13 protein-coding genes are annotated in these 12,553 nt (G+C 50.1%); 1 reads left to right on the forward strand and 12 read right to left on the reverse strand.

All coding sequences use genetic code 11. The features are described 5' to 3' along the window. Nucleotides 1-357: 357 nt before the first annotated feature. Nucleotides 358-1,335 (forward strand): IPTL-CTERM sorting domain-containing protein, encoded by a 978-nt coding sequence (locus KOO62_01650; protein MBU8932687.1) that lies wholly within the window; start codon nt 358-360, stop codon nt 1,333-1,335. Nucleotides 1,336-1,479: 144 nt separating this feature from the next. On the opposite strand, the gene KOO62_01655 is transcribed toward KOO62_01650, so the two are convergent. The 12 genes from KOO62_01655 to KOO62_01710 form a co-directional block, all read right to left on the reverse strand. Beyond that, nucleotides 1,480-2,322, reverse strand: a complete 843-nt coding sequence (locus tag KOO62_01655; GenBank protein MBU8932688.1) for a retropepsin-like domain-containing protein — start codon at nt 2,320-2,322, stop codon at nt 1,480-1,482. Nucleotides 2,323-2,375: 53 nt separating this feature from the next. Next, nucleotides 2,376-4,721: a cytochrome c biogenesis protein CcsA gene (gene ccsA, locus KOO62_01660; GenBank protein MBU8932689.1), complete on the reverse strand. Its 2,346-nt coding sequence runs from the start codon at nt 4,719-4,721 to the stop codon at nt 2,376-2,378. Between the two features lie 2 nt (nt 4,722-4,723). Then, nucleotides 4,724-5,164 carry a cytochrome c maturation protein CcmE gene (locus KOO62_01665; GenBank protein ID MBU8932690.1) on the reverse strand — a complete coding sequence of 147 codons (441 nt, stop codon included), beginning with the start codon at nt 5,162-5,164 and terminating at the stop codon, nt 4,724-4,726. Next, complete coding sequence (locus KOO62_01670) at nt 5,161-5,277, reverse strand: CcmD family protein (protein ID MBU8932691.1); 117 nt, start codon at nt 5,275-5,277, stop codon at nt 5,161-5,163. Before KOO62_01670 ends, KOO62_01665 begins: the two co-directional genes overlap by 4 nt. After that, entirely contained in the window at nt 5,278-5,943 is a 666-nt protein-coding gene (locus KOO62_01675) for a cytochrome c biogenesis protein (GenBank protein MBU8932692.1), read from the reverse strand. Between the two features lie 86 nt (nt 5,944-6,029). Continuing rightward, complete coding sequence (locus KOO62_01680; GenBank protein MBU8932693.1) at nt 6,030-6,713, reverse strand: heme exporter protein CcmB; 684 nt, start codon at nt 6,711-6,713, stop codon at nt 6,030-6,032. Continuing rightward, nucleotides 6,682-7,299: an ABC transporter ATP-binding protein gene (locus KOO62_01685; protein MBU8932694.1), complete on the reverse strand. Its 618-nt coding sequence runs from the start codon at nt 7,297-7,299 to the stop codon at nt 6,682-6,684. Before KOO62_01685 ends, KOO62_01680 begins: the two co-directional genes overlap by 32 nt. A gap of 161 nt (nt 7,300-7,460) precedes the next feature. Beyond that, entirely contained in the window at nt 7,461-8,186 is a 726-nt protein-coding gene (locus KOO62_01690; protein ID MBU8932695.1) for a DUF1573 domain-containing protein, read from the reverse strand. Nucleotides 8,187-8,336: 150 nt separating this feature from the next. Next, nucleotides 8,337-9,056 carry a signal peptidase I gene (lepB, locus tag KOO62_01695; GenBank protein MBU8932696.1) on the reverse strand — a complete coding sequence of 240 codons (720 nt, stop codon included), beginning with the start codon at nt 9,054-9,056 and terminating at the stop codon, nt 8,337-8,339. Between the two features lie 188 nt (nt 9,057-9,244). Further along, the gene (locus KOO62_01700; GenBank protein MBU8932697.1) at nt 9,245-9,532 is read right to left on the reverse strand and encodes a GIY-YIG nuclease family protein; all 288 of its coding nucleotides are present in this window, start codon (nt 9,530-9,532) and stop codon (nt 9,245-9,247) included. A 261-nt stretch (nt 9,533-9,793) separates the two neighbouring features. Then, on the reverse strand, nt 9,794-11,032 hold the full coding sequence (locus tag KOO62_01705) for a hypothetical protein (GenBank protein MBU8932698.1): 1,239 nt from the start codon (nt 11,030-11,032) through the stop codon (nt 9,794-9,796). Between the two features lie 10 nt (nt 11,033-11,042). Then, nucleotides 11,043-12,533 (reverse strand): aldehyde dehydrogenase EutE, encoded by a 1,491-nt coding sequence (locus tag KOO62_01710; protein ID MBU8932699.1) that lies wholly within the window; start codon nt 12,531-12,533, stop codon nt 11,043-11,045. Nucleotides 12,534-12,553: the final 20 nt, after the last annotated feature.

A 12,553-nucleotide genomic window follows, 5' to 3' on the forward strand; every position in this document is an offset into this window, starting at 1 on the left:
AAAGCAGCATGAATAATATGGATACACACTTTTACACACAACTCTTGACATTACCTCGAACTGAGCCGAACCAAAATTCACTTGACTCATAGAGGGGAAACAGTTATCATAACGTTGACAACGTAGTTGGCTTATAATGCGAGCCCATGTACCTCAGAGCGATACCGGACAACTTGACACAACACGAATCAGACGCCATTAGATTCAAGTCTGGCATCTAACGCAAGTTCGCATGATGAAGGACGATTGTCAGAGTTCTATCCTTACTCCAATTGGTAAGGATAATCCTCTGAATTCGGTTCAGAATGACGCAAGTATGGACTATTAGACTATTCACACAGAACGCGAAGGAGTAACATGATGAAAACGCTATTGGTTGTAATCCTCATTGCGGTTGCCGTCAGTGCCTGGGCACAGGATCCTCCGGCAAGACCTGACGTGGGAACTAACGGAACCAACTGGTCTCCCCCGGTCCCAGCCCCGACATCCGGCATCTCCACGACTGATTTGAATACATTGACACCAAATGATCTGGTGGATGCACTGATCGGTTCCGGACCTGACGCACCCACAATTTCCAACATAACCTACAACGGAGCCAACGTAGCTGCCGGCACGTTTACAGGCGGCACAGGGATTATTGGATTCGAGAATGGCATCATTCTGAGCAGTGGCAATGTCGCATCTGTAGCGGGGCCAAACCTCGTTGATGATGTAACAACTGACAACGGGCTTTCGGGAGATGCGGATCTTGACAATCTGATTCCAGGCTATCAGACATACGATGCAACGATACTTGAGTTCGATTTTGAGTGTGAGAACCTTCAGGTGATTTCGTTCAGTTATGTCTTTGCATCCGACGAGTATAACGAATACGTTAATTCTGATTACAATGATGTGTTCGGTTTTTTCCTCAACGGAGTCAATATCGCTCTACTTCCCGGCGGTTCGACGCCAGTTGCGATCAACAATGTGAACTGTGGCGATCCATATGCCCCACCTGGTGGAACCAACTGCAACTACTACATCAATAACGATTTGGACGATGGTGGGGGTACGATTGACACCGAAATGGATGGAATGACAGTAGTGCTGGTGGCAACAGCTGCTGTTAATCCCGGTGTGAATCACATCAAACTGGCAATCGCTGATGCCGGCGACCATGTTCTTGACTCGGACATACTTTTGAAGGGTGAGAGCTTCTTATGTGTCACTCCTAGTGATGCGATTCCAACCCTAACAGAGTGGGGAATAATTATCTTCAGCGTCTTGCTGCTCGGGTGGATGGCCCTTGTGGTTATCCGCCGGGGACGAGCCGCAAACGTCCGGACCTGATCAATACAGCTGTCTGTCGGCAGCCATAGCAGGATCGAAAAACATGAAGAGGAACATCGCTACCCCACCCGGAGCCAATGGCGTCGGGTGGGGAATACCACCCTACACCTGCTACCTCAGAACCGAGGATGTCAAGCAGAACTCTCAGTCTTTGCAATGTCGATAAATGCGGTTGCGTTTGTAGTCGATTGTAATCTTGTGTTGGAACAAGAACCCCGCGCCCAAAATCCCCTCAAACTCGATTCCGCGCAGGCCCTTTTTCAGATTCGTATAATCCGAAACGACTACCGGGACATCCAGACTGACGATCTTGTCTGACAATGACACCCGCTTCAATATCCCCCGCCGCTCCTTATCCGGGTTCATCCCCAGCATGCGAGCGAGGTCGGGCGACACAAATACCTGTGACGCGCAATAGTCCAGAATCATCGGCACCTTTATCGAGTCATTGAGAGTTACATCCACGAGTATCAGGTGGCGTTTGTTGCGAAAAGAAACCATATCCAGAGAGTCTTTACGTAACGAAACAGGTTCAGACATTTGGAGATCAAGTTCACGATGAGGATAGTCAACCGTCACATAGAAGCGCTGCAAGAGATCATAGCCGATCAACCCATCCGGTCTGCCCCATTTGTCATCGGGGATGAAAGCCGCCATGTCGATAGCGGTGGCATCAAGATTGTATAGCCGTTCACCGGCCATCTCCAATGAACGAAACGACACTGACCACGCTTCGCTTGAGCCCATCGCCCCCGCCACTGGTCGTTGCGGTTGCCCACTACCGACTTTGAGGCCGTTCTTTTTTGCAAACTCACGATCAATGTAGATGCGGTCTGCTCCGGTATCGACGCCGAACTTACCTTTGAACCGACCATCGATTGTGACATCAATCTCCACCAGTCCGCGCATAGGATCAAATGGCACCACGCCCGCCTCGGCGAAGGTACACAGAATAAAAAACAAAACTGTCAGACCAATCGTTTTCATAGATCAATTATCGGCAGAAACCGACGAGTTGGATTGAACAATTATTGAGCCGATTAAGACAACAGTATTCCTCGACGGCGCACAAATGCAATTGCCGCCCCGATCATGAGGATAATCGTCCCCCCCCATACCAAATTGATAATCGGTTCGCGCGAGACATCCAGAATCAACTCTCCCGTAGTTTCAACGTCAGTCAGTCCGGGGATGTTAACTGAGATCGCCCCCTCGTCGGCCATGATTTGATCGAGAAGCACTTCGTGCTGTTCTTCGGTGGGCAACGTGGCCACAACAAATTCTCGTTCGCTTCCAGCCTCAGTCATCTTCATAACCACTGCGGGGTGAATCGTATCCGCCTTATTGTCGCGCGCCACTTCAATTGACGCCGTTACTTGCATGGCCCCTTCCTCTCCGTGACCACCAACATCGAACGTCAGGAACGTAAGCATCATGCCATCCAGAGTGACGGGATGGTCACGCTGTAGATACAATCCCTGGTTCTCATCACCGGTTGTCACTTGCTGAGGAGCGTAATAGAGATCGTAGCCGAGCGTTCTATGAATATAGGGCCGTTTCATAATACCGTTGAGGCGCTTGGTATAGTAGAGCTGAGGTCGAGCCTCGTATTCGTTCGAGCCATCCTGAAGGGTCAGGAGCAGTTCATTGCGTGGAAAAGTGATATCGTTCGCCATACCATTATAGGTCACACTCACATCGAACGCCTCACCCGGCTCTCCCTTGATCAGGACAAGCCGTTCACTGGTAACGAACGCCGATGAACCCAGAATACCAAAGATCATTATGCCGAAACCAAGATGCACTGTCGCACCACCAGCCTTCCGCCAATTGCGGGCGAGTTTTGGGATAAGCACCACGACACTGGAGGCTACCGAAGCGGCTCCGGTGGCAAAGAGAAGAACAAAAAGTGGTTTGTGAATGTCCATTGCCAGACAAACACAAATTGCGATGACAAAGCTCAGCAGTGACGGGAGCAAAGAACGCAACAGCCCCGGCACCAACGCCGAAAGCAACAGAACCGCCAACACCATAGTACCGACCACAGCAGATACGACTTCCATCTCCCCCGCCCAAAGGTGCGCTCCGGTCGACAGTATGGCAGCAGCAACGATTGTAAATATTACTTTTGGTCGCCATGATGGAAGCACCAACGGATTGTGCCGGATAAAAGGTGTCAAAGTCAGCATTAGTGCCAATACAATACCCAGTGGGAGCGCAAAATCATTATAAGTCGCTATGTCGGCTGCTCTCGGAACAACCCCGACAGCCTGGGTCAGGAGCGGCAACGACGACCAGAAAAGAACCATCAGGGCAAAGAACAGCATCAGCAGCATTCCAGCCATCAGATGAAACTGCCGGCCAAAGAAATTGTAGTCCAGAGGCACATGCTTCATCGATCCAAAACGAATCACCAGCAAGAACATAGTCAGTATCGAGAAACATAAGATGAAAGCCACCAGGTAGGCATTGGTACCGAGATCGACAAAACTGTGCACGGAAAAATCAGATAGCACCCCGCTACGAGTAAGGAATGTCCCATACAAAACCGTCAGAAAAAGCAATGCGGTCAGGGTCAGGTTGGTCCTTCGCAAGGCACCGGTTCGTCGCTCAAGAATCAGACCGTGAATCAATGCCAGCGAAACAAACCACGGTATGAGCGATGAATTTTCCACCGGATCCCACGCCCAATACCCCCCCCATCCAAGCGTCTCATAAGCCCAGTATGCTCCCAATATATTACCAGCGGCCAGCATTAGACCGGAGAACGCCACCCAGGGGAAAACGTGCTTGACCCAGTCAGAATAATCGTGTCGAATGAGCGCTGCCAGAGCAATTGCAAAAGGAATCGCTGCGGTGGCGTAACCGATGAACATGATCGGCGGATGGATTACCATCCATGGGTCTTGAAGTAACGGGTTCAGCCCTGCTCCCTCAAGAGGTACGCCATCCATCAGTGCAAATGGCGATAGACGCACCATAATCACAAGCAAAAATAGATTGATTCCGGAATAGATCACCATAGCCCAGTTTGCGAATCGACCCCCATGACGCATGACGATGTAGCCAAACAGAGCCATCAACAACACCCATAACAAATACGTACCTTCTTGCCCTCCCCAGAAAGCGGAGATCAGATAGAAAAACTCCAGCGTGGAGTCGGTATATTCATAGACGTATTTGACCACAAAGCGATGACTGAGAATCAGATAGTACAACCAGACCGAGGCCAGCACCGTGAACAACGTAAAAGCGTGGTAGAAAAGACGAGTGATATTACGAATGGAATTCCGTCCGCGAGCCAGCATGACGAATCCAACGCCCGCCATGATATTGGCTATCAGTGCCAGAACTATAAGTGTCTGTCCAGGAGTATCGAGCGACATATTTATATTCCTGACGATTCTGTAGTATCCATGTGCCTATCTATATCCTGATATTCGTCGCCAACATCACCCTGATACTTGGAAGGGCATTTCACCAGCATCTGCTCTGCCACAAAAGAACTACTTTGCGGCTTCCCCTTCAGAACGACCGAAGTCGCCTGATCGAAATTCCCGGGGACAACTCCATAATAATGGACCTCCAACCGGTCAGCACCAATTGGGTCGTCAGCCTCGGCGTCATAGATCGCGAACTCAAGCCGAGACTGTTCAGAATTATGGTTCACAGTGGCAAAATCAATCTTGCCCATCACTTGCACAGTGCGGCTGGCCGTGCGAGCCTCCTCAAGAGATACATACTGAATCGTGGTCTTCAGAAAAGCGGAAGTTCCCCATGCAAGGAAAACTACTACCACTAATATACCCGCTATATACTTCCCGTTCACTTAATCCTCTTCTCAATCTTCTTCATACGACCATCAAGCTTCAACAAATACAGGAACAGACCGCACCATACAATCAGAGTTACCGTAAGAGCAACGTAGTTGCCATCCATCATCTAATCCTCTTCTAACAGCCGTCGTTTCGCAAGACTATAGCGCATAACCAGGTGGTATATCCACAAAAAGAGAGCCGTAAAGGCTGCCAGTGATGTGAAAAACACAATCCTGACTGCCGGTCCCATCGTAAAAGACAAGTCCGCATCTACTATCGAATCCTCAGGATGAAGTGAAGGAACCACACGCGGCAGAACAAAAACCAGGAACGGCACTGTCAGGAAAGCAAAAATCGCGTACACGGCAGACAGCGCCGCGCGTCTTTCTTCCAAAGGAACCGCACCACGCAGTGCGAAATAGGCTCCGTATATCAGTAACAACAGAAAAATAGATGTCTCCCGGGGGTCCCAATTCCAAAACGATCCCCAGGCCAGTCTGGCAAACACAGAGCCGGTAATTGTCGCCAATAGACAAAACACAAAACCCAGCCGTGCAGCTTCGACCGCCTTGTCATCGTCATACAAGCTACGCGTCCGGAGATACCGGATCGAATACACCATCGACATGGCAAAAGCGAGCACACATATCCAGGCCATTGGAACATGATAATAGAATATACGCGATGCGTCGCCAATACTGCCCTGAGGAGCAGGCAACACGAAACTGCTGATAATAACTCCCGTCATCATCACAAACACTATCAGTTTCCACCACCAGCTACTTGGCATTATGCAACCTATACTCAGGCATTTCGGACATCTTTACCGATACTAAGGAAACATCATTTGCACATTTGGTCAACTATTGTCACTCGCTAATCTTTCCACACAAATCGAAACAACATCACCGACCCGGCCACCATCACAACTGCAAAGGCAAACAGGAATTGCAACTCCGGTAATAACTCCATAAGCGTCGCGCCTTCAAACAACTTTTGGGTAACCCGGACCAGAATCAATAGGAGCGGTACTAACACCGGAAACGACAAAACCGCAAACAAGGTTCCCTTGACTGCTGCCCTTGAAATAATTGCAGCCACCAACGTCGTCGCGGCGCAAAGCCCGACCACACCCAGCAACAACACCACCAGGAAACCCACCCAATGGGACAGAGAAGCATCAGTGAAGATAAAGAACAAGGGAGTTATCACGACCGTCATCAGTAACAAGAGAAGAAAGTTAAACAATAGTTTGCCGATCAGGACCGGTTCGGGCGGAGCGGTGAGACGTAGTGCCAGAGCGGTACCTGCCTCTTCTTCGCGCACAAAACTTAGCGCCAGACCAGACATAGCCGAGAAAAACATTACGATCCAAAACAATGCCCCGAGCAGATGAGGTGGCAGGCTACTCTGTCCCAATGAAAAAGAGACCACTGCCAGGGTGGTGACGCCAAACATCAGGATCGAATTAACTGCGTAACGGCTACGCAGTTCGAGCCGAATGTCTTTGGCCAGAATCGCCAGTGACTTAGCCACCCAGCCGGCATTCGCTTTGTCCAAGCGCGTACTCCTCCCGCTCATTGGTCGCCACGACCAGGGCACATCGTGCCTTTATCTCCTCAATGAAACTCAGGATGATCTTCTTCCCATCTTCATCAAGATTGGCCGTTGGTTCATCCAGAAACAGAAAAGTCGGCTCTCCCAGAAACGCGGCCGCATATTTCAATCGCTGCGCCATCCCGGATGAATATTCCGCCAGAAGATCATGACCACGCCCGGCCAACCCCATCCGGTCAAGGATGGCATTGATCTGTTTCCCGGTCGGTGAAAGACCCCTCATAGCAGCGAAAAACTTGATATTCTCCTCACCGGTCAACTCCCCGTACAGCTGTAAGTAAGGCGCCACTAGAGCGGAGGAAAACTGAATCTCTGACTCGGTCATAGGCCGATCATCATCGAAGAAAACGACTTTACCTTTGGTTGGGCGATGCTGCCCCAGGAGACACATCAGAAGAGTGGACTTACCCGCACCGTTGGGACCTGTTACGGCCAGAGAATCACCCGCAGTCAACTCGAAATTGATATTGGAGACGACCTTGCGCGGTCCAAATCGTTTTGATAAGTCACTAACGGATAGCCGATACATATTGTTAATCTGATAGATTAGCCGAGCAAATCAAAGCAAAAACGTTGGCGAAAAAAGCTGCCCAGTCAAATCTGGGTTGGTGAAGACCTGTCACAAGAAAGCTCCCCGATAATCAGGGAGCTTCATATGAGATATGTATCAAATCTACGTCAAACCGATGCTCATTTACCTTCCGAGGCCGCACCTTTCTTGATTCGGAACACCCGTTTTACCGGAATCGTGTACCTACTCTCTGAATCATCATCAATAGCAAACGTCAACGACAGTTCAAACTGACTGGGGACCTTGTCTTCGTGTACGATTATTCTTCCCTCAGCAGTCTCACCGGCCTTGACCACCGATGGCAATTCGACATCGAAGTAGTCCACAGCCCAATCAATAGGTGTAATTTGATAGTCCTGGTCGCCTCGATTTTCAATCAGAAACTTCGCCTTCCGGCGCGGCTTAATAGTGAACTGAGAGACATCTACTCGTTGCGGCTGAATAAAAAGTGGTAGATCCAATTCCGGATCGGTAATCAAGTGAGAAATTATCTTCAGGTAAATCTTCTCTTCGGAGATGTTTGTCTCGAGATACGGCCGTTTGGTGAGATATCCCCGGTAGCTCTTCGTAGACAGAAATATGTCAAGGCGCGTACTATCACCCGGCGCCAGCACAGAATCCTGTAACGGTGCCTTAGTACAGCCACATCCGGGAACGACTTTCAGAATCCTGAGTGTATCGTCACCGACTGATTTGATCCAAAACGTATGACTGACTGTGGCTTTCTGGCAGACCTTGCCCCAGTTAAAAACAGGGTTTGGAATTTCAATCATCGGTCCGGCCTGAGCAACACCACCCAGTCCAATCAGACACATAGTGAATATTGCAACAATCAACAGTCTCATTTGGCATTCTCCTCGTTGGCTACAATAAGTGCTCCTACTGAACCAAATCGGCAGTAGGTCCAGACAACTTTGGCCTGTATTCGTAGCATTATACTCTCATAAAGGGGAAGTTGATTCATTTGTTTAGACAGTACGTAAGTCGTGTTCCGGTTACGATATAGACCCAAACAACCGTTCCCAACGCACTTTCTGGAAGAAATGCACGACATTGAACACGAAAAGCCGTGGAACTGACAGCGGATCGGTCACTGATACTTCAGGTGACGGATGCACAGAGTCATTCCACGACCAATGCACAATCATCGCCTCACCCAGAATCAACTCACGGGGAACGGGACCCCACCAGCGGGAATCGTGGGAATTATCACGGTTGTCGCCCATCATGAAATACCGCTCAGCCGGCACAACGTACGGACCGAAATTGTCACGGCTGTCCGTCCCACCGGGTCGGCGCGGTTGGATCACCTGACTGCCACCAGCTGTAGTGTCGATATATTTGGAAAACTCGGGATTTGACCATTCTTCGCCATTGATGTAGACAATCTTATCCCGGACCAAAATCGTGTCGCCAGGAACGCCGACACATCGTTTGATATACTTGGTAACACCATCACGCGGATAGATAAAAATGATCACATCACCCTTTTGCGGTTCACTAATAGCGGGTAACTTCCATCCCACGAGCGGTATCTCGGCCCCAAATACGAACTTATTGGCCAGGAGGAAATCGCCCACCAGTAAGGTATCTTCCATCGACTGCGACGGAATCTTGTATGCCTCGACGACGGAGGTTTTGATGATAAACGCCAGCAGAACCGCGATTACGATCTGCTTGAAATTCTCCCACAACCCATAAGATTCCTGTGCCATATTCTCAATCACCAGCTTGAATGTTCTCTTGCCAAATTATCCATTATATTTAATGGCTACACTAACCTCTTATACTACCAAAACCAACAAAATGTTTAGAGAAATCGATTCTCTCTGTCACCCCCGCGAAGGCGGGGGGCCAGTCTTTCCTGGATTCCTGCCTTCGCGGGAATGACAAGGGTAAGTTCTTAAATCAGGCTGTCAATCAGGTCCTCCCAACCTGGATTCTCCTTCTCAATCAGTTTTAGCTTCCACCGCCTGTTCCACTTCTTGAGTTGCTTCTCTCTGGTGATGGCCTCATGGACATCTTGGTGTATCTCGTAATAGACCAGTCTGTGAACACCATGCTTACGCGTAAACCCATCGGCCACGTTATTCTTGTGTTCGTAAACTCTCCGTATCAGGTCGGAGCTGACGCCGATATACAGCGTTCCATTCCGCTTGCTGGCCATGATATACACAAAGTACTGTTTCATAGCATGTTTGACGTAGCCCTCGTGCTACTGTGACCAACCCATCCGCAGTCCCTCACTATTGCCCGACTCTCCTATTCTGTCACCCCGGCACTCTCTTCTGTCTCCCCCACACTCTCTTCTGTCTCCCCTGCCCTCTCTTTCTGTCACCCCCGCGAAGGCGGGGGTCCAGTCTTTCCCTGGATTCCCGCCTACGCGGGAATGACAAGGGTGGACTTTCCGGCGTAGGATAATGAGGGTTGCCAGTGTTGGAGGAACCCGACACTATTCTTCCGCTGCTTCATTGCCGATCCCCGGCGTGCTCGACGCATCTGGCTTCATGAACTCCTCAGACCAATTCTTGGACTCGCGCTCGAAAAACTGTCTAACCTCCTCGTCATTGCCTTCCGAGAGTGGAACAAGTTTACCGAACAAAGAGACTAGCATCGCGAGGTCCGCTTGCTCATAGGACTTGATTCTGCATTCCTTCGCTCGAGCCGTGTCCCTCAAACGGTAGGCGGTCGCCCCCTCCATGTATTTCGCGTAAACAGCAAATCGGTTGACAGTCGCGTACTCGGCGATCTCTGTTTCCCCAGATTCTATGCGTGCCAGAAGGGTCTTGAAGAACTCGTAGGATAGACTAAAGTATTCCATCGCCTTTTCCACACTATCTTCGCTGAGCCACCATTGAGCCGCAGCACTTAATAGAAATGGTGCTTGATCCGACCTCGTATACCACGGATCAAGACTTGGTAACATCTCGATAATACGAGCGGCTAGCACCGGATCCTTGGCCTGAACTGCTATCGCCATGTCAGGAAGAACATTATTGATGACCTTTCTTGCGAAGCTCGCAATCTGATCTGGTAGTGTATCCGAGAATGACAGTCTGTACGGCTCATCGCCAAATATTGGCCCACTGCATATATAATACTTTACTGTATCCGGTGGAAACCACGACAGCTCCATACCAAACGCTGTCACATCGCCTATGAAGTTTGCCGACACCATGTAGTCTGACTGTTGCTTCCGCACAGAACCCCAAAGTATGGCCTTTGCTTTGTATTTCTCTCTGAGAGCATCAGATTGCTCCTCGGATTCCACGACCCAAGACACTGATCGTACTTGCACCATGTCAGCAATGCTGACAAGATCCATTTTATCTTCAAGCTCCAGAAGCCTTGCCGCTATCTCATCACCCAAAGCTTCGTTCAATCGTATATCGCCGAGATTATCCCCCATCTCGATGCCAGAAAAACGAGGGAATAAAATGCCTACTTGATCGTCCTCGAAACGCTGAGTGTACGGAATCACACTAACCACTAGTATGCAGTGTGCAATCACACCGGCCGCAGCAAATTCTGCGAAGCGGTAGTAGGATGTGCTGGTTCGGGAGATGATTCTGTACTTCAAGACAATGAACAGTACAATAAAGACAAATACAATGTCCCAAATCAACAAGTCAGACAATGATTCCGGCGCCCATGCGTTTTCGACGAAGTCGAGAACAATATGAAACTGCACATCCCCCTCTTTAAATTATGCGAAAATAATCCACCAGAGTGCAGCGTCGGGGGCGCGTGAAGGTCGAAGCTTTGGTTAGCCCTTCGCCGGTTGTGCCGGCAATCGAAACCGTGCAGAATCCTTCCCCACCATAACCAAGACCAGCCATGTTGGGTCCATTTTTAACGAATATATTAGCCCTGCATAATTGAGCCATATTGGAAAGATTGACTATAGAAGTAGAGTGCATGACAAAAGTGTGTTTGAACTGGTGCTCGACAATGACCGCCTTTTCCATCGCTTCCTCGACGGTTTTGCACCGCACAAACGGAATGACCGGCATCAGTTGCTCCGCCATCACCAACGGATGATCCCAAGGCGCTTCAAAGAACACCAGCCGAGTCCCCGGAGGCGGAGTGATGTCGACTTGCTTGAGTATCTCAACAGGAGACTTGCCGACAAAATTCCGATTGATCGCAACATGACGATACCCGGCCCCATCAGGATCAGATTCGACGAGTATTTTGGTCAGTTTGTCGATAGCAACGCCCTCCAGTTCGTAGGCGCCGTTGGCAATCATCTCGCGTTTGAGTCGGTGGGCAACTTTGTCGACCACGAAGATTTCTTTTTCGTCCGAACATAGTACGTTGTTGTCAAACGATGCACCGTCCACGATATGTTTCCCCGCCAGGGGGATGTTCGCGGTCTCGTCAACGACACATGGCGGATTACCCGGTCCGGCACAAATCGCCCGCTTGCCGCAGGCCAGAGCCGTCTTGACCACCGCACCACCACCTGTAACGAGCAGGAGATCAATGTTTTTATGCTTCATCAATGCCTGCGCTGATTCGATAGTCGGGTTCGAGATACAGGTCACAAGGTCAGGCGGTCCGCCCGCTTCAACAATCGCATCATGCACCAGCTTGGCCATTTCGGCAGAGACATTCTTCGCCGCCGGATGAGGATTAAACACCACCGCGTTGCCACCGGAGACAATCGAGATTGAGTTATTCAGGATTGTGGAGGGAGGGTTGGTGGAAGGTGTAATACTCCCCACCACACCCCAGGGGGCAGGTTCGACCAGAGTCAGGCCGTTGTCGCCGGTGAACGCTTCGGGTCGCAAATCTTCCGGTCCGGGTGTTTTGCGGGCACAGAGTAGAATCTTATTCATTTTGTCGGGCATATTGCCCAGGCCGGTCTCAGTGACCGCCATACGACCCAGCCGCTCGGCGTTGGCTATGGCATGTTTGCGAATGTTCGCAACGATACGATAGCGCACCTCCATCGACACATCAAGGTACCGCCGTTGAGCCATCCGGGCCGCTTCGACAGCGTCATCAAGACTCGAAAAACAGCACGTCCCTTCCCCCGCCATGGGCACCGCAGGAGTGGTTGTATCTGAAATCGAGGGGGTAGGTTCTGAAAACACGGCCGATTGGGTCGTACTATTACCGTTGTTGATTTCAGCCAGAACCAGCCGAACGATTTCATCCACCGAGGGGTTTTGTTTTGTATCAGTCATGTCAAAAACAAAGGGAGCCG

This window comes from Candidatus Zixiibacteriota bacterium (assembly GCA_019038695.1).
Taxonomy (GTDB): Bacteria; Zixibacteria; MSB-5A5; order GN15; family FEB-12; genus B120-G9.

Coding starts and splice junctions, on each gene's coding strand:
- KOO62_01650 (MBU8932687.1), top strand. CDS start 358: ATGATGAAAACGCTATTGGTTGTAATCCTCATTGCGGTTGCCGTCAGT.
- KOO62_01655 (MBU8932688.1), bottom strand. CDS start 2,322: ATGAAAACGATTGGTCTGACAGTTTTGTTTTTTATTCTGTGTACCTTC.
- ccsA (MBU8932689.1), bottom strand. CDS start 4,721: ATGTCGCTCGATACTCCTGGACAGACACTTATAGTTCTGGCACTGATA.
- KOO62_01670 (MBU8932691.1), bottom strand. CDS start 5,277: ATGATGGATGGCAACTACGTTGCTCTTACGGTAACTCTGATTGTATGG.
- KOO62_01675 (MBU8932692.1), bottom strand. CDS start 5,943: ATGCCAAGTAGCTGGTGGTGGAAACTGATAGTGTTTGTGATGATGACG.
- KOO62_01685 (MBU8932694.1), bottom strand. CDS start 7,299: ATGTATCGGCTATCCGTTAGTGACTTATCAAAACGATTTGGACCGCGC.
- KOO62_01690 (MBU8932695.1), bottom strand. CDS start 8,186: ATGAGACTGTTGATTGTTGCAATATTCACTATGTGTCTGATTGGACTG.
- lepB (MBU8932696.1), bottom strand. CDS start 9,056: ATGGCACAGGAATCTTATGGGTTGTGGGAGAATTTCAAGCAGATCGTA.
- KOO62_01700 (MBU8932697.1), bottom strand. CDS start 9,532: ATGAAACAGTACTTTGTGTATATCATGGCCAGCAAGCGGAATGGAACG.
- KOO62_01710 (MBU8932699.1), bottom strand. CDS start 12,533: ATGACTGATACAAAACAAAACCCCTCGGTGGATGAAATCGTTCGGCTG.